16 protein-coding genes are annotated in these 17,505 nt (G+C 61.2%); 7 read left to right on the top strand and 9 right to left on the bottom strand.

What is annotated here, in order from left to right:
- Positions 1-18: 18 nt before the first annotated feature.
- Entirely contained in the window at positions 19-978 is a 960-nt protein-coding gene (locus HBO12_RS01675; protein ID WP_170041246.1) for an AMP-binding protein, read from the bottom strand.
- A gap of 316 nt (positions 979-1,294) precedes the next feature.
- Between HBO12_RS01675 and HBO12_RS01670 the strand changes: the two genes are divergently transcribed.
- The 4 genes from HBO12_RS01670 (at position 1,295) to nfsB (ending at position 4,578) form a co-directional block, all read left to right on the top strand.
- The gene (locus tag HBO12_RS01670; RefSeq protein ID WP_170041245.1) at positions 1,295-2,458 is read left to right on the top strand and encodes an L-dopachrome tautomerase-related protein; all 1,164 of its coding nucleotides are present in this window, start codon (positions 1,295-1,297) and stop codon (positions 2,456-2,458) included.
- Between the two features lie 47 nt (positions 2,459-2,505).
- Positions 2,506-3,399 carry a glycine betaine ABC transporter substrate-binding protein gene (locus tag HBO12_RS01665; protein WP_170041244.1) on the top strand — a complete coding sequence of 298 codons (894 nt, stop codon included), beginning with the start codon at positions 2,506-2,508 and terminating at the stop codon, positions 3,397-3,399.
- A 127-nt stretch (positions 3,400-3,526) separates the two neighbouring features.
- Positions 3,527-3,838 (top strand): putative quinol monooxygenase, encoded by a 312-nt coding sequence (locus tag HBO12_RS01660; RefSeq protein WP_169953036.1) that lies wholly within the window; start codon positions 3,527-3,529, stop codon positions 3,836-3,838.
- 86 nt (positions 3,839-3,924) lie between these two features.
- Positions 3,925-4,578, top strand: a complete 654-nt coding sequence (nfsB, locus tag HBO12_RS01655; protein ID WP_169953034.1) for an oxygen-insensitive NAD(P)H nitroreductase — start codon at positions 3,925-3,927, stop codon at positions 4,576-4,578.
- Between the two features lie 53 nt (positions 4,579-4,631).
- Here the strand turns inward: nfsB and HBO12_RS01650 are convergent, their stop codons facing one another.
- On the bottom strand, positions 4,632-5,057 hold the full coding sequence (locus tag HBO12_RS01650) for an ester cyclase (RefSeq protein WP_169953031.1): 426 nt from the start codon (positions 5,055-5,057) through the stop codon (positions 4,632-4,634).
- Positions 5,058-5,188: 131 nt separating this feature from the next.
- Here HBO12_RS01650 and HBO12_RS01645 point away from each other — a divergent pair, with 131 nt between their 5' ends.
- Positions 5,189-6,082, top strand: a complete 894-nt coding sequence (locus HBO12_RS01645; protein WP_169953029.1) for a LysR family transcriptional regulator — start codon at positions 5,189-5,191, stop codon at positions 6,080-6,082.
- 4 nt (positions 6,083-6,086) lie between these two features.
- Here HBO12_RS01645 and HBO12_RS01640 read toward each other — a convergent pair whose 3' ends face one another.
- Both HBO12_RS01640 and HBO12_RS01635 read right to left on the bottom strand, forming a co-directional pair.
- Positions 6,087-7,028 carry a p-hydroxyphenylacetate 3-hydroxylase reductase component gene (locus HBO12_RS01640; protein WP_169953026.1) on the bottom strand — a complete coding sequence of 314 codons (942 nt, stop codon included), beginning with the start codon at positions 7,026-7,028 and terminating at the stop codon, positions 6,087-6,089.
- Positions 7,029-7,091: 63 nt separating this feature from the next.
- Entirely contained in the window at positions 7,092-8,261 is a 1,170-nt protein-coding gene (locus HBO12_RS01635; RefSeq protein ID WP_170041243.1) for a p-hydroxyphenylacetate 3-hydroxylase oxygenase component, read from the bottom strand.
- 281 nt (positions 8,262-8,542) lie between these two features.
- On the opposite strand from HBO12_RS01635, the gene HBO12_RS01630 reads away from it, so the two are divergent.
- Positions 8,543-9,088 carry a hypothetical protein gene (locus tag HBO12_RS01630; protein WP_169953021.1) on the top strand — a complete coding sequence of 182 codons (546 nt, stop codon included), beginning with the start codon at positions 8,543-8,545 and terminating at the stop codon, positions 9,086-9,088.
- Between the two features lie 105 nt (positions 9,089-9,193).
- On the opposite strand, the gene HBO12_RS01625 is transcribed toward HBO12_RS01630, so the two are convergent.
- Entirely contained in the window at positions 9,194-10,285 is a 1,092-nt protein-coding gene (locus HBO12_RS01625; protein WP_170041242.1) for an NADH:flavin oxidoreductase/NADH oxidase, read from the bottom strand.
- Positions 10,286-10,342: 57 nt separating this feature from the next.
- On the opposite strand from HBO12_RS01625, the gene HBO12_RS01620 reads away from it, so the two are divergent.
- The gene (locus HBO12_RS01620; protein WP_169953015.1) at positions 10,343-10,678 is read left to right on the top strand and encodes an ArsR/SmtB family transcription factor; all 336 of its coding nucleotides are present in this window, start codon (positions 10,343-10,345) and stop codon (positions 10,676-10,678) included.
- Between the two features lie 10 nt (positions 10,679-10,688).
- On the opposite strand, the gene HBO12_RS01615 is transcribed toward HBO12_RS01620, so the two are convergent.
- The 4 genes from HBO12_RS01615 to HBO12_RS01600 form a co-directional block, all read right to left on the bottom strand.
- Positions 10,689-11,534: a transporter gene (locus tag HBO12_RS01615; protein WP_169953013.1), complete on the bottom strand. Its 846-nt coding sequence runs from the start codon at positions 11,532-11,534 to the stop codon at positions 10,689-10,691.
- Positions 11,535-11,620: 86 nt separating this feature from the next.
- A complete protein-coding gene (locus tag HBO12_RS01610; protein WP_170041241.1) occupies positions 11,621-13,720 on the bottom strand; it encodes a PQQ-dependent dehydrogenase, methanol/ethanol family in 2,100 nt (699 codons plus the stop codon).
- 113 nt (positions 13,721-13,833) lie between these two features.
- On the bottom strand, positions 13,834-14,775 hold the full coding sequence (gene feaR, locus HBO12_RS01605; RefSeq protein WP_170041240.1) for a transcriptional regulator FeaR: 942 nt from the start codon (positions 14,773-14,775) through the stop codon (positions 13,834-13,836).
- An 80-nt stretch (positions 14,776-14,855) separates the two neighbouring features.
- Entirely contained in the window at positions 14,856-17,420 is a 2,565-nt protein-coding gene (locus HBO12_RS01600) for a bifunctional diguanylate cyclase/phosphodiesterase (protein ID WP_170041239.1), read from the bottom strand.
- Between the last annotated feature and the right edge of the window lie 85 nt (positions 17,421-17,505).

Genomic DNA, 17,505 nt, shown 5'->3' with positions numbered 1-17,505 from the left:
GTGTGACGCATTGCCCGATCATGCACTATCGCGTTTGAGTTCATCCAGCCATTGACCGCCTTGGCGCACACTGGAGGCCTGCCAGATAAACTGCAACCGCTGCAAACCCAGGCGCCGTCGCAGCTGGTTTCTGATCAACTGGTGCAGGCCGCTCTGCGGGTGGGCTAGGGCCCAGTCGTGCAAGCGCCGGCGCCAGGTACTGCGGGGCTCAAGGCTGCCTTGGATCTCGTCAGCCAGGTGCTGCAACCTGGCCGGCGACAACAGCAAACCGGTGGGCGCCACCTCGCTGCGGTCACGCCGGGCAGAGCCGGGACTTTGCGCAAAAGCCAGGCCCTGGCCGCTGTTGAGCCATTGTTCGAACAGCACCGCAAGGCCACCTTGCCAGTGCGTGCCCTCCTCGCTCCATAACGCGGTTTCGCCGCTGGGCTGCCACCAACGATTCAGGCGTTGCAGCGCCTCCACCGGGCCGAGCAGCCGGGCGAAGCCAACTACCTCGCTGCCAGGCACTTGCTGATCGCTGATCAACACCTGCGGGGCGGCGCTGCTACCGACGACCATGAGCCAATGCTGCAACTGCTGACGGTCCGGGACATAGGCATGGCTGGGGCGCACCCGCCAGATTTGCCCGTGTAGCGCACTGGGTTGCAGGGTGTCAGACAGCGTCAACACCTGCCCGCCAATGGCCTGGGCCGCCAGGGCCAGCAGCAACAGATTGGGCTCGAAGGGCCCGCTCACCACCAACCGCGAATACTCGCCAAACCCGTGCTGGCGCAGCCCATCGGCCAGGCGCTCCACATCACGCAGGGCATCGATCCAGCGCCAGGCATACCACCGGCCATGCCGCTTGTGGCGCAACGCGCAGTGCAACGGGAGGACCTGGGCCCAGCGCTGCAATTGCTCCAGGGCCTCGGGCAGGCCCGCTACCCACTCGGCGGGCCATTTCACAGCCTGCGCTGGTCGTAGTTTATGCACGCTCATAGGGACTGCTCCTATCGTTGGAAGGCGCGTGCGGTGGTCCGTGCTCCGCGGTCTTGCGTTAAACAGCCAGGCAAGCGCCGTTGCAGGAGTCACGCCAAGATTGAAAACCCCTTGAATCCTTGCATCGCAATGGCCCCGTGAACACTCCACTGCCCCGTAAACCAGCAAACTGTTGATTGACTGTTGGCTGGCAAACAACACCTGCACTTTCTCGATTGCGATGAAACTGTTAGCGCCATTAGTGGCTTTTTCCACATGCCGGGAACGCACACCATGGGCCACAACGCGCCCTTACCTGCTGATCCTGGAGCTCTTCATGCACCTCAAGCACCCTTTTATCTGGTCGGCCCTGGCCCTGACGATTGCCCTCGACAGCCATGCGGCCCAGCGCTCATCGTTGCCCAGTGAACAAACCGTTGGCGTCATCGAGCAGGTGTTCGCTTTCCACGACGCCATGCCCACTGGCGTCAGCGTTGCCGAAAACGGGCGGATTTTTGTCAACTTTCCACGATGGGGCGATGCCGTGCCGTTTACCGTCGCGGAGCTGCGCGATGGCAAGGTCGTGCCCTATCCTGACCTGGCGATGAACCAGGCCAACCCGAACGACCCGGCCAAGGGTTTTATCAGCGTGCAAAGTGTGGTGGCCGATGGTCGCGGGCGTATCTGGATCCTGGATACTGCCGCCCCCGGCTTCGCATCGCCAATACCAGGCGGCGCCAAGCTGGTGGCCGTCGACCTGGCCAGCAATAAAGTGGTCAAGACCCTGGTCTTCCCGAAAAACGTGATGCTGCCCAGCACCTACGTCAACGACATGCGCTTTGACTTTCGGGTGGGGGACGAAGGCGTGATCTATATCACCGACTCCTCGCTCAGCGGTCCCGGGGCGATCATCGTCATGGACATTGCCAGCGGTACCGCCATCCGCCGCCTCAGTGGCGCCACCTCGACCTCCGTAGACCCGACCTTCGTACCCAAGGTCGAAGGCCAGGTCTTGCAGGTTCGCAACGCCGACGGCAGCACCCGGCCCTTTGCAGTAGCGTCCGATGGCATCGCCCTGTCGGCTGACGGCCAGACCTTGTACTTCTGCCCGCTGTCCAGCCGCCATCTGTACTCGGTACCGACCGCGCTCCTGCGTGATCCTTCGGTCAGCGAAACGCGGCTCGACATGGCAGTCCAGGACCTTGGCGAAAAAGGCGCCTCCGATGGGCTTGAGGCAGACGCTTCCGGAGCCCTCTATGCCGGCGACTATGAACACAACAGCGTGCGCAAACGCCTGGCGAATGGGCAGTGGCAGACCATCGTCCACGACCCGCGTGTGCTCTGGCCCGACACCCTGTCGATCGGCCCCGACGGCTATCTGTATTTCATGGCCAACCAGTTGCATCGCCAGGGCATTTTTCACGCAGGCAAGGATCTGCGCCAGAAACCCTACAGCCTGCTGCGGGTGAAGATTGACGCGGCGCCGGCACCCACGCACTAGGCAACGGACCAGCCCCCCTCACCGCTCATCATCGTGAAGGCACAACCATGGGTAAAACCACACCAAGGCGTCCGGGTAAAAAACTGCCCGTGACCCATCAAGACTTCGCCCGGGCCAACATCGCCAACGGCTCACGGCGTATACGGCTGGGCGTCACCGACCTGTCGTTCCACCGCGCTACTGCAGCGGTAGTTGCGCAGGTCATGCAACACATGGGCCTGACCGTGGAGCGCCAATATGCCCTGCACGAAGACAACTTCAAGCGACTGCGCGAAGGCACGATCGACATGATTGCCTCAGCCTGGATTCCTTTCAGCCACGGGATCTACAAGCAGACGATCGACGCGGTGACGCCTACCCGTGAACTGGGCCTGCATTACGAGCCCTATGCATTGTGGGGGGTGCCTGACTACGTGAGCGAGCACGAAGTGGCCTCCATCGAGGACCTGCTCAAACCTCAAGTCCGCGCCCGGATGAACCCACTGATCCAGGGCATCGGGCCAGGCGCCGGGATTACCCGGTTCTCGCTGAAAATCATGGACGAGTACGGCTTGGGCCGCGCCGGGTACCTGTTCCGTACAGGCACCCAGGATGATTGCATTGACGCCTTTGAGGCCCTGTATCGCCAGCGGCGATGGGGCATCGTCCCGCTGTGGCATCCACAGTTCCTGCATCATCGCTATCACATCCGCGACCTCAAGGACCCCAAGGGTTTGCTCGGCAGCGTCGACCGCGCCGTACTGCTGGCGCGCGAGGATCGCCTGGCGCTGCTGACGACCGCCGAGATCCAGGTGCTGGACAATGTTCGCCTGTCGAACGCCATCGTTGCCGAGCTCGACGATGCCTTCAATCGTGGCGAACAGTCGGCTGACGAAGCCGCGAGCGACTGGCTGGCAAGGCACCCTCAAACCTTGCGTGGCTGGTTGGTGCCGCTGGCCTGAACAGGCGCGTCTTTCAATGCACTTCACGCATTCTGAATTCGCCACGGGCGGGCTACAAGCCTTTGTCCACGGGGAATAACTTGGCGTTGCAGGCTTTCTGCAATGCCCCACCAAAGAGGATTCCACCATGCTCTATCTAGTGTTCAGCGGCACCATCAAAGCCGGTAAACAGGCCGAATTTTTTCGTGATGTAGCCGCCGTTTCGCAAAAGCTCACGCACCAGCATGACAAGGCCGTGGTCTATCAGTGGCACCAGGACGAAGAGAACCCCAACAAGTTTTTCCTCAATGAACAATGGCAAAGCGTCGAGGACCTGCACGCGCATTTTGAAACCCTCTACAAGGCCTTCGGCCCGGCCAAGCCTACCGAGCGCCTGCCGGCGAAGATCCTCGCCTACCTGGATGAGGCACAAGTGAATTTCTACCAGGCCATTGCCTGAAAGCAGCCCGGTCCACCCCCGCTTCAAGGGGGTGGACACCACAGCAACTCAATTCAAAACCTTCAGCTAACAGAGGGGATCTAATGATGGACATGCTCACGCTTTCCAAACGCCGATACACCGCCAAACTCTTCGATGCTTCACGCAAGATTCCCAAAACCACCCTGGAGCCCTTGCTGGAACAACTGCGCAACAGTCCCTCGTCGGTCAACTCGCAACCCTGGCACTTTGTGATCGCTGAAAGTGAGCACGCTAAGGCGCGCATTGCCCACAGTGTGGAAGGTGCCTTTGGCTTCAACCAGGCAAAAATCCTCGACGCCTCCCATGTGCTGGTGCTGTGTACCCGCACCCAGATGTCCGAGGAGTACCTGCAGGCCTTGCTCAGTCAAGAGGCCAGCGATGGGCGCTTTCACGACGCGCAAGCCAAGGCAGGCCAGGACCGAGGACGACGCAACTTTGTCAACCTGCATCGCTACGACCTCAAGGACGTCCAGCACTGGATGGAAAAACAAACGTATCTGGCCCTGGGTACCCTGTTACTGGGGGCTGCGGCACTGGACCTTGATGCAACACCCATGGAAGGTTTCGACAGCAAGGTGCTGGATACCGAACTGGGCCTGCGCGAACGCGGGTTTACCAGCACAGTCGTGGTGAGCCTGGGTTATCGCAGCAACGAAGACTTCAACGCGCGCCTGTCAAAGTCCCGGTTGCCTGCCCAGGTTCTGTTCGATTTTATCTGATCGCCGTGACAATCAGCGCGCTTGCGCGGGGCCCGGCAGCCCCGCGCAAAGTGCTAGGCGCCGTTGGTAAAAATGCCGAGCTGCCTGGCCATGAACAGCTCATTGCGCTCGACGATTTCCTCGACCACCTTGCCTTGGGCATTGAAGCGAAAATAGGTCAGCGCGCTCCAGGCCAAGTCCTTGCCGCTCACATCAAAGCCATGCCAGGTGTTCGAGCCCTTGGCGTGATGCATCAGCGCTACCACCACCACATCGCCGGCCACGACCTCTTTCTGGAAGGTGGTCACGATCGAGTCGTAGCGCTCGGTGACGTTCAGGCGCAAGGCCTGTTTGAAAGGTTCGACACCGATGATAGGCGCCGGGCAATCGGGGCGATGAACCACCACATCATCGGCAAAAAACTGCGCGACACGCTCAACATCCTTCCCATCGACGCAATACTTGAAGTACTTCTTCACTGTATCCAGATTCTTGCTCATTTCGACTCCGATCAAGTTTTTCCCTGCACCCAACGGCTAGACTGCCTGGGGCAAAAAAAGGTTAACCGGCACCACACACCCGAAAAACTCTGTAGATGGAAAACACACTTGCGCGCAGCGGAGCAATGCTGATGGATCGCTGGACCGAATATGAGTTGTTTGTAAAGGTCGTGGAACTGGGCAGCGTGACCAAGGCCGCCGACGCCCTGGACCTGTCCAGTGCCGCCGCCAGCCGGCACCTGGCGGCCTTGGAGAATCGCCTGGGCGTGCGGCTGATAGAACGCAGTACCCGGCGCTTGTTCGTCACCGAAGTCGGCCAGGCGTTCTATACCCAGTCCAAGGCGGCCCTCACGGCGATGCAAGGTGCGACCGAGGCGGTCAGCGCAAGCAAAAACCATCCGGCCGGGGTGTTGCGCGTGACCGCGTCCTTGTCCCTGTGCCTGCAACACATCCTGCCGCTGGTGCCCAGGTTCAAGGCGCAATATCCGGATGTGCGCCTGGATATCGTGGCCGAGAACCGCTACCACGACATCATCGACGACAACATCGACGTCGCCCTGCGCACCCGTGACAGCGAGCCCGACTCCAGCCTGGTGATCCGCCGCCTGACCGACACCCGTCGCCTGCTGGCCGCAGCGCCAGACTACCTCGAGCGCTGCGGCCACCCGGAACACCCACAGGCCCTGGCTGACCACCCACTGTTGCTCTACACCTATGCCAGCGATCCCTACGAGCTGACTTTCCAGCGCAACGACCAGACCATCACCGTACCCGTCACTCCTGCGCTGGAGTCCAACGACGGTTATCTGTTGCGCTCCTTGGCGCTGCAAGGCCTGGGCATCCTCGCACAGCCTACCTACGTGATACACGACGATATCGTCGCCGGGCGCCTGGTGCCGGTCTTGTGCGACTGGCACCTGCCCCGCCTGGAAATCAACCTGGTCTATCCCTCACGACGCCACCTGCCGGCCAAGACCCGAGTGTTTATCGACTTTATCGTCAAGCATTTCCAGCACCTGGACTGAGCAATCAGTGCTGGATCACCGCCTTGAGCACCGTCTTGAAGGTCTCCAATTGCTCATCGCTGAATTGGCTGAAGACCTGGTCCTGCTGCTCGCGGGCGATGGTCCACAGCGACTCGGTTTCGTCGATGCCCTTGGGGGTGAGTTTGACCCGTTCCTGATCGTCGCGTACCAAAGCCTTGCGCTTGAGGTTGTTCACCGCCTCTTCGATCTCGCGTGCCGGCATTGCCACTTCGCGCTGCAACTGGGCCAGGCTCAGGCCAGCGTCGTTCTCCAGCACCATCAGCATCCGCGCCTCACTGGTGCGCAGGCCGGTGCTCAGTTGGCGCGGTTGGTAGCTGGCCTGATAGGCCCGCAGCGCCTGGGTCATCAGGTAGTAAAGGTTATGGCTCAGGCGGCCCTGGAAATGACTGCTCGGTGCCTGGCCTTCCTCGCGCTTGGTCATGCGGGTGTGCGGCAGCACCATGGAATAGGCGCCCTGGTGATACAGCAGGGGCGAGCGACCACAGTCGTCGAACGCGACCACTTTGCCAATCATGATCCAGTGGTCACCCCCGTCTACCTGCTGGTACTTCTCACACTCAAAGCGTGCCGAGCAGTCAGCCAGAATCGGCGCCCCGCCCTCGCCGGCCTGGTACTCGACTTCGGCAAAGCGATCCTCCTTGGGCCGGGCGAAGTTGTTGGACAAGTCGATCTGATCGGCGGCCAGCACGTTCACCGCAAAGTGGCTGGCCGTCTCGAACACTTCGTGGCTGGTCGAGCGTTTATCGATGCTCCACAGGATCAGCGGCGGGTCCAGGGACACCGAGTTGAAGCTGTTGGCGGTCACACCGACTTTGCGCCCGCTGGCATCAGCCGCCGTAACCACCGTGACACCGGTGGCGAAATTGCCCAGGGCGCGGCGAAACGCGCGGGTATCGAATGCGCTGCTTGGATTTTCAATAGACATGCAAGACTCCCGGGCAGGCCGATGGCCCTGCCCTGATTGTTCTTATAGGTAAAGAGTGGTCGGTCAGACCATTGCCGGGTCCGGCTCCAGGCCCATCAGTTCACGCCCCAGGATCTGTGCGCAAACGTCGTAGTCGGTATAGGCATGCGCCCCGGTGAGATGAGCGTCGCGGAACAGCCGTTGCAACTCGTTGGATTCAAACCAGGCGCCACCGCCTGCCGCCTCCATCAACCGGTCCACCGCCTGGATGCACATTTTGGTGGCGTAGCCCTGGTTGGTCCGCCAGAACGCCAGGGTGCCGCGACTGGGGTACTCGTGGCGTTCGCTGTGCTCGGCGATCTCCTCCCAGCTCTTTTCCAGCAACGCCCGGGCAGCGGCCACCTGGTGGGTAGACTCGGCCAGGCGCATCAGTGCAGGGGTCGCTGCGCCGACCGCCGCACCCGTGTAGGCACGCACACGGTTTTTGGTTTTTTCGCGGAACACCTCGAGCATGCGCTCGGCGATCCCCAGGCTGACGGTAGAGAAGCCGCTGGCAAAATACGGACGGTACGGGGCGAAGAAAATCCTGCTGTCGGGGTACAGGCCAAAGCCGGCCGACTGGCCTTCCATCATGTCCCTGGCCTTCTGGATACGGTGCTCGGGGACGAAGGCCTGGTCGACGATCAAGGTCTTGCTGCCGCTGCCACGCATGCCCACGGCAAACCAGTCGTCACGAATCGTGTAGTCACTGCGCGGCAGCACGGCGAAGCAATAATCCTGGGTGCCTTGGGCATTTTTGCGACGAAAGCCCATGATCGCCCACTCGGCATGGTCACACCCCGAACTCCAGCCCATCTCGCCGCTGAAGGTCACGCCACCTTGCACTTCTTCGGTACGACCGAACGGCGCGATACTGCTGCTGGCGGTTGCGTCGGGGTCTGTGCCCCAGACCTCGTCCTGCAACTTTGCCGCAAACATTGCCATCTGATGGCTGTGAGTACACAGCAGGCTCATCGCCCACGCGGTGCTCGCGCAAGCGCCGGCCAACAGCGCGATGCACTGGGCAAACTGCGGCAGTGAAATTTCCATGCCACCGTATTTTTTTGGCAAAAACGCGCGATGCATGCCGATCCCCTTGAGCAACGCGATGTTCTCGGCAGGCACGCTCCGATCATGCTCGGCGGTGAAGGCATTGGCAGCAATGGTGGGCAAGACCGACTTGAGGTCTTCCAGCAGAGGATTTGGCTTTTTCATGGGTGCTCTCTTTATTATTGGATATCCCCATTCCTGGCCAGCCTGCACCCCGCTCACGGGACAGGAGGCTTAAAACAACCGGGAACGTTCGTAACGACGCGACCAGTATGTGGCGCTTGGTCGCAGCGCAAAATGCACGTTCCGGATGGAAGATTGTACTTTTCATGGCCGTCATGAAAGGTCACTGGATAAGCAGACACCTGTGAAATATGACAGTAGACGTTTAAGGCACACCAGCCTTAGCTTGGCATCGACAGTTACTTAAAAGATTGGGTGCTGAGATGAACCACAAACAACTTTATGAATTCAGAGATATGGACGGTGCTGGCAACCCTGAAGTTGTAATGTCTCGCTATGACGAAGGCAATTATAACTTGGATGCCCCCAATGCCCGCGTAGTGATCTATTCGAGTAATGACAACTGGCAGTACGACGCGGTTGGCGGGACCAATGATGCAGATGGCGACGGAAAACATGACGACGAGGATAGAAGCTATTACATAAATGCCGCCAACTTTGTAACGCAGATGGTCACATTGAGCCCATTCCATGAGGGCAAGCGACTGTTTGACCGTATCTTGATTGCCTTTGATGGCAGCAATGTAAAAGATGTCAACATCATGCACTTTAATAAAGGCAACCGAGACCTTACCCGGCCTGACTTTACCGTGACCGCGGCAAATCCAGATCAATATTGGAGTTACCGCAGCATTATCGCCACAAGTCGAAAAGATGCCGACGGCGATGGAGATATCGATCTGGACGATGATCTGATTTACCGCCGGCTAGCGACATCCTTCGCGTCAATGCGAAATTTGAAACCGTAGTTATTGTAGGAGCTGGCTTGCCGGCGAAAAAAACCAGGCACCGCATTCATCCTGGTGCCCAGTGATATCGTTGACGACCATCGCCGGCAAGCCAGCTCCTACAGCTTAGCGATAGCGCTCAAGCCAATGCGCGTAAGGCGCCGGCAGGGTCCAGGAGGCCTTGTCCACCCCCAATTCCTTGGCGGCAAAGTACGCCCAGTGTGGGTCGGCCAGGTGTGCACGGCCCACGGAGACCAGGTCCAGATGACCAGCCTGTAGCGCTCCTTCGGCCAACTGCGGCGTACCAAAACCCCACGCCGAGGTGACCGGCAGACCGGCTTCGCGGCGCACGCGCTCGGCGATTGGGCCCATGAACGCCGGGCCCCAGGGGATATTGGTGTCGGGGATGGTGAAGCCAACGCTGACGCTCAACAGATCCAGGCCGCCATCTTTGAAACGACGGGCCAATTGAATGGATTCTTCCAGGGTCTGTTCGTCGCGCCCGTCATATTCGATAACCCCGAAACGCGCGGTCAACGGCAGGTTTTCCGGCCAGACTGCACGCACGGCCGCCAGGGTTTCCAGCATGAAGCGGCTGCGGTTGTCGAGGCTGCCGCCGTAGGCATCGGTGCGCTGGTTGGAGTGCTCGGAAAAGAAGCTCTGGCCCAGGTAACCGTGGGCGAAATGCAGTTCGATCCACTCAAAGCCAGCGTCACGGGCACGGCGTGCGGCATCGACGAAGTCTTGCTGTACCCGGGCGATGTCTTCCAGGGTCATGGCCTGGGGGACTTTCGGCAGGTTGGCACCAAACGCGATGGCCGAAGGTGCCAGGGTTTGCCAGCCACGGGCGTCGTCTGCGGGGATATGGTCGTCACCTTCCCATGGGCAGTTGGCGCTGGCCTTGCGCCCGGCGTGGGCGATCTGGATACCGGGCACCGAGCCTGCCGCCTTGATCGCTTGCACCATGGGCACAAAGGCTTGGGCATGGGCATCGCTCCAGATCCCCGCGCAACCTGGAGTGATCCGACCTTCAGGGGCCACGGCGGTCGCCTCGACCACCACCAGGCCAGCGCCGCCCCGGGCCAAACCGGCAAGGTGGACGTGATGCCAGTCGTTGACCAGGCCGTCTTCGGCCATGTATTGGCACATTGGCGGAATGGCGATGCGATTGCGCAACGTAACGTCTTTGAGCGTGAAGGGTTCGAATAATGCAGACATGAAAAACTCCTGAAACGAGAGTAACGTTTGATTCGATAGTTCGATCTTAATCGAACTATGGTAATCAATGCCAGCCCTGTTATCATTCGCTTCATGCGAGCCTTTAAACACCCCTCCCCCGAAGACCTGACCCTTGAACGCCTGCTCTACGCGTTGAGTGACCCTGTGCGCCTGGACATCGTGCGCTGCCTGGCCGGGGTGGAAGAAGCCAGTTGCGGCGAGCTGGACGGCGGGCGGCCGAAGTCCAGCATGTCTCACCACTTCCGGGTTTTGCGTGACGCCGGGCTGGTGCATACGCGCAGCGTGGGCACCACCCATATGAACTCGTTGCGGGCCGATGTGTTGGCTGAGCGATTTCCAGGGTTGCTTGAGAGCATCCTCTCCCAACAATAAGGCCCCGGTTTCAGTAGAAATACGCCAGGCGAAACTGCAGCGAATTATCGATCTTCACCCCTTCGCGCACCGATGTGTCATGCATCAATTGCCCTAATACCTGTACTTGCTTGCCCAACATCGTGGCCACGGTAAAGCCCAGCGTGCCATTGCTGCGGCTGGTGGCCAGGGTTTGATGGTCCAGCGTCTCGCGTGCGCCCCAATTGTGGCGATAGGACACAGCCGCATATGTCTCGGGGGTGAAGTTGTAGCGCAGGTGGTTGTGCAGTTGCAGCAGCGGGTCCTTCTTGGCATCGGTGGCGCGCTGCTCGCCGTAGAACTCGGTCTCGGCAATCACATCCCAGGTGATTTTGTCGGTCAGCCCCTTGATGTAGCCCACCTGGAAATCCAGGGCCCAACGGTTGCTGCTCAGGGCAAATCCCTGGTTCTTGTCGCTGCCCGTGGGCGCGGTGACAAACGCCGACCAACCCAGATGTTCGTTATTGGCCAGGTCCGCGATGGTCCACACCGTGCCGCCAAACGTGATGTCGCCCAACCCCGAGTTCTTGCTGTCGCTGGCGCCGATCTTCTGGTAGCCGAAGGGAATCACGATCTGCGGGTCCCAGGTCAGGCCGGTGTTGAAGAACTCGGTGAAGTGGATCAGACGCAACACGCCCACGGTCATGTCCAGGTCAAGGTTGTCGGCGACTTTCTTGCCGCCGGAGTAAACCTTGTCACCCCGCGGGTTCTGCTGGTACAGCACCACCACATCGGTGCCTTGGGGCAAGGCCGTGTAGTCGCCGGGGTCCGGCTTGACGTCGGCGTGGGCCAAGGGAACCAGGCTCAAGAGCAGGGTCAGGATGCTAAGTGTTTTCATGGCAAGTACCGTTATTGTTATTGGAGGCAACACTCGGCCATGGCGCCGCCCAAAGGCGTCGCCTGGCACACATGAGATAAACGGGATCAGTGAACGGCGCTGAGATCGGCCTGCAGATCCTGGGTACGCTTGACCAGGTATTGGCGCAGCAACTCCATGTCTTCGCGCTGCAAAATGTCGGAGAAGTTCGGCATGCCTTTATTGATCAACGCGCCGCTGACAAAGGCTGGAAATGCCGCATGCTTGTTGTCATCCAGGTAACGCAGGTCTGGCACCACCCCGCCGCTGATCGCGTTCAGGCCATGGCAGCCGGCGCACAGGCCGTTGAACATGTCACGGGCCTGGGCCAGTTGCGCCGGTGTCGCCGTGAGTACCTGGCGGGTAGTCGGCAGCACTGGCGCGGCCTTGGGCGGTGGCAGCTGGCCTGTGGCACCCAGTTTGAAGGCAATCACCCGCGACTCGGCCCGCACCTTGCCCTTGTTGGTCAGCGGGCCGGTCAGCAGCGGCAGGATCCCGCCCCAACCCACGGAAAACGCCACGTACTGCTCGCCGTTGACCGTATAGGTAACCGGCCCCGCCATCACGCCGGAGTTGGCCCGGTGCTCCCACAGTGGCTTGCCGGTATCGGCGCGGTAGGCCACCACCCGCCCATCGGCCGTGCCCTGGAACACCAGGTTGCCAGCCGTGGCGAGGGTGCCGCCGTTGCCGGCGCTGACGTAGGGTTGCTTCCAGGCAGCTTCTTGCTTGACCGGATCCCAGGCGATCAGCTCACCGCTCCAGGCATCACGGATCTGGTTGAGGGCTTTCGGGTCTTCCGGCAGGTCCGGCACATCCAGGCCAAAGTTGACCACCGATTTATTCGGCAAGAACTGCGGGGCCTTGGCCGCCTTCAATTCGGCCAGGGTGTACTGCGCCGGAATGTACACGTAGCCGGTCTTCGGACTGTAGGACATGGGGTGCCAATTGTGCCCGCCGAGGAAACTCGGCTGCACCACCTTCGGCTCCTTGGAATAGTCCGCTGCGCCGGTAAGGATCGGCCGCCCGGTTTGCAGGTCGATGCCACTGGCCCAATTCACGGGCACGAAGTTCTTCGCCGACAGCAGTTTGCCGTTGGTGCGATCCAGGACATAGAAGAAGCCGTTTTTCGGCGCCTGCATGATCACCTTGCGCACGCTGCCCTCAATCTGGATATCGGCGAGGATCATGTGCTGGGTCGCGGTAAAGTCCCACTGGTCCTGCGGGGTGACCTGATAGTGCCAGACGTACTCGCCGGTATCCGGGCGCAGCGCCAGGATCGACGACACATACAGGTTGTCGCCCTTGCCATTGCTGCGAAACCGATAGTTCCACGGCGAGCCATTGCCAGTCCCCACGTAGAGCAGGTCCAGTTGCGGGTCGTAGGCCATCGAGTCCCAGACTGTGCCGCCACCGCCCCACTTGACCCAACCGTCGCCATCCCAGGTGCTCATGGCCTTGGCCATCGCCGCATTTTCCGCTGGCAGCTTGGGGTCGCCCGGCACAGTGTAGAAGCGCCACACTTGCTTGCCGGTATCGGCGTCGTAGGCGGTGACGTAGCCGCGCACACCGAATTCGGCGCCGCCGTTGCCGATCAATACCTTGCCCTTGACGATGCGCGGCGCGCCGGTGATGGAGTAGCTTTTGCTGCGATCGATGATGGTGTCGACGCTCCACACCGGCTGGCCAGTGCCCGCATCCAGCGCAATCAGGCGCCCATCGAAACTGCCCACATAGACCTTGCCCTGCCACACTGCCACGCCGCGATTGACCGGGCCGCAGCAGCCTTGGCTGAGGTTTTCGGCGGGTACTTTCGGATCGTACTTCCACAGCAACTCGCCGGTGGCGGCATTGATCGCATAAACGATGCTGAAGGCCCCCGTGGTGTACATCACCCCGTCGACCACCAGCGGCGTGGCCTCGGTGCCGCTGTCGATATCCAGCTTGGTGGTCCAGGCCATGCCCAACTGCCCGACATTACCGGCATTCACGCGGTCCAACGGGCTGTAGCGTTGCTCATCGTAGGTGCGGCCGTGGCTCATCCAGTTACCAGGCTCACGGTCGGCGGCGATGATGCGCGGCCCATCGACCTGGGCCGGGCCGGCCAGGGCCAGGGTGGCGAATGCGGTCGCCAGCAAAGGCATGCCTAGGCGCAGGCTGCGTATTTTCATTGTTATTGTTCTCCAACATTAATCGGATCTGGCCACTCTATTAGAGGGCCTGCCACGCCCGCCCACTTGACTGAGGCTGCCAAAGCCCTTGGCATTCCCTGCCAAGACGCTGCCTATGCCGGCTGCTGGCGAAAGTCCCGGGGCGCATGTTGGAAATGCCGCTTGAACGCCCGACTGAAATGCGCGGCGTCGACAAACCCCCACTTGAAGGCGATCTGGGTGATCGACTCATGCCGCAAATCGCGGGCGCGCAGGTCCTGTGCCACCCGCTCCAGGCGGCGTTGCTGGATGTAGCGCGCAATACTTTCATGGCGCTGCTCGAACAACCGGTAAAGCTGGCGCACCGAGACATTCAAGTGCCGCGCCAGGTATTCGGGGCCAAGGTCGGTCTCTTGCAGGGAGGCTTCCACCAGGCGCGTGGCCAGGCCATAAATATCGTTATGGCTCACGCAGGCAAAGCCCGGCTGGCCCTCGGCGCGCTCGTCCAGGCCGGCAGCCGCCAGGCCGATCAAGGCCTGCTCTACGGCCGAGCCATCGTTCTCGCCGCCATAACCTTCACTCAGTTGCGCGTCCTCCAGGGAGCGCACCAGTGCACGAATCGTATGGGTGGCGACGCTATTGCGCGCCAGCTTGCCAAACAGCCGCTGCTGGCCGAATTGCCGGGCGACCTCGGCGCGCGACAGATGCACCGAGGTATTTTGCACCAGCCCCTGGGGCTCGATCTCGAAGGCCTGGGCCGAGTCCACCAGGGCGATATCGTCCGGCCCCAGATCGATTACCCGGTGCTGCTGGCGGATGCGCTGATGGCCGCTGCCCTGCAGGATCAGAAAACAGTGGCGGTCATCGTCCCCATCGCCGTGGGTGTGCTGGCGGCTGATCAGCCCGGCATTGGTGCGGATATGCGCCAACTCCAGGCCACACACGTCCTGGCCGTGGACGCTGCCAATGAACAGACTGTGTCGATCTGAACGTGCGGTGCTGAAATTGCCGCATACCGCACGCAAGTCACGATTCCAGTTGGCGAACTCAACGCAAGGGTTCAACAAAGCAGGCATACCCCCTCCCACAGACCGTTTATAGTTATATTGTTAACATATTATCTATATGCGGTCAGTGCAAGCAGGGCAAGGGGCTGCTAGTCAGTGCGACCGGTGATCAACGCACTGATTGCCTGGGCATTCACCGGCACGCTGAGGTAAAAACCCTGCGCCTCATCGCACTGCACATCCTTCAGTGCCTTGAGCTGGTCGATGGTTTCCACGCCTTCGGCGGTCACCGTCAGCGAGAGCGCGCGGCCCAGGCCGACAATCGCCTGGATGATCGATTGATCGCCACCGCTGGCGGTCAGGCCACCAACAAAGCTGCGGTCGATCTTCAGCCCGTCGAAGGGGAATGAACGCAGATAACTCAACGACGAATAGCCGGTGCCAAAGTCGTCCATCAGCAGGCGCACACCCAGGGCCTTGAGGCCTTGCATGGTGCTCAAGGCGACCTTTTCGTCGTTGAGCATCACACTTTCGGTCAACTCCAACTCCAGTCGCGCCGGGTTCAAGCCCGTCTCCATCAGCACCGCCTTGACCCGCGCCACCAAGTGCCCGCGCTGGAACTCGGTGGAGGACAGGTTGACCGAGATCATCACATCGTCAGGCCAGCCAGCGGCTGCCTGGCAGGCCGCGTGCAGCACCCAGTTGCTCAATGGCAGGATCAGCCCGGTTTCTTCGGCGATAGGAATAAACACATCAGGACCCAGCAGCCCGCGCCGCGGATGCTGCCAGCGCACCAAGGCCTCGGCGCCGGCCAGGCGCTTGCCTTCGATACGGTAGCGCGGCTGGAAATCCAGGCGCAGTTCGCCGTTCTTGATCGCATGGCGCAGATCGGCTTCCAGCTGGCGCCGCTCGATAATGCGTGCGTTCATGTCGCCCGCATAAAAACGCCAGGTATTGCGCCCGCTTTCCTTGGCTTCGTAGAGCGCGATATCGGCGTATCGCAGCAGCTCTTCGGCCAGGGTCGCATCCGCCGGCGCCATGGCAATGCCGATGCTGGCGCTGATAAACACTTCATGCTCGGTGATATGAAACGGTAGCTCGATACAGTCGATCAGCCGCCGGCAGAGGCCTTCCACCTCCAACTGCGAGCTCATGCCCGCCACCACCAACATAAATTCATCGCCCCCAATGCGCGCCACCAGGTCGTCACCGCGCAGGCAGCCCTGCAAGCGCCGGGACACCTGGTTAAGCACCTCATCGCCAGCGGCGTGGCCCAGCAAGTCATTGACCGGCTTGAAGCGGTCAAGGTCGATACTGAGCATCACCAACGGCCTTTCCAGGGTCGGCACCGCCTTGAGCTTGCCCTCGAGAAATTCCTGCATGCGCGTACGGTTGGCCAGGCCCGTCAAGGCATCGTGTTGCGACAGGTACTCGATACGCCGCCGGGCCTCGACCTCTTCGGTGATGTCACTGGCGGTGCCCCGATAGCCCTGGCCGGGGATCTCGCGCACCGACAACCGGCAGATACGCGGCTCGCCTTCACCCGACAGGTAGTTGCACTGCACGATGGCATTCGGGCGATGGGCGTGGTCCTTGAACCAGCTGGACAACAGGCCCTGATCCGAGGCCAGCAGCTCATCCGCCGCCGTCCCCAGGCAGTTGGCCCCTTTGAGGCCGGTGATCACGTCGAAACGCTCCGACAGGTAGGTAAACCGCAAGTGGGTATCCACTTCCCAGATCCAGTCGGAGGCCGCTTCGGCCACATCGCGAAAGCGCTCCTCGCTGACCACCAGCGCCGCGCGACTGGCTTGCAGGGTGGCGTAGTTACTGTCCATGATCCGCGCGGCGGCGGTGCTGCGGCGCTGGATAACCCAGGCCATCAGGGCGAAGATCAGGCCGGCGAACGTGACCAGCGGCACGACCAGCACCAGCAACTGGTGCCCCGGGTCGTCCGAGGTCCATTGCACAACGCCGGCGTTGTCCCGCAGGCTCAGGCTCGGTGCGCCCGCCGCTACCCTGCCAGCCGGGGCAACCTGCAGACCCTGCACACCAAAGTCCTGGCCCAATGCGGCCAAGCGTTGCGGCGCCAGCTTGGCAATGAAGATCAACACAGAGGCCGGGCCGCTATCGGCCTTCACGCTCGGATCGGTGCCAGGCGTCAGCGCTGCGGCGGCCAACACCGCCGGTGTCCCGTCGGCCTGTACCAGCCGGGTCACCGACTGGCTGTTGGCGGCAGCCTGCCGGGCCTGGGCCAGCAGGGGCTCGATGGGTATGTGCAGCCAATCCTGCACGGCAACGGTCTGCAACTGGCCGTCAACCACCGAATACACCGTGCGGCCCGTGGGATCGACAACAAACACCCCCTCGAAACCCAGGTCGGCAAACAGCGTCGAACCCAGGTTTTGCCGCCCAAACGCCCAATCCACATCCACCTGCTGATGCAGGTGTGTGTAGGCGTCCCCCCAAAACGCGTAGTCCTTGACCGTAGAGGCGGCGATGCGCTCAACCGACAGCAAGGCGTTTTCGATATCGATCCGGCTGTGCTCGCTGGCATCCTGATTCAGATGATCGGCGATGGACACCAGCAGCACCCCGACCAACAAAAACATGGCCAGTAGCAGCAGTGAACAGGCGAGCAGATAAGCCCGTGCGGTAGAGAGATTGGAAACCTTGCCTTCCAGCGACGACTTGGGGCCAACGTTGAGCTTTTCCATAGCGCTCCAGGCGCCAGGGCGCCCTAACAACCCGCACCGAAAACCACACGACGCACACGCAGGTGCGCGACTGCCTGCCCATAGA

The organism is Pseudomonas sp. WS 5059 (assembly GCF_012985525.1).
Lineage (GTDB): Bacteria > Pseudomonadota > Gammaproteobacteria > Pseudomonadales > Pseudomonadaceae > Aquipseudomonas.
Note: the sequence above shows the minus strand (reverse complement) of the source record. Positions and strands in the feature narration are given on the sequence as shown.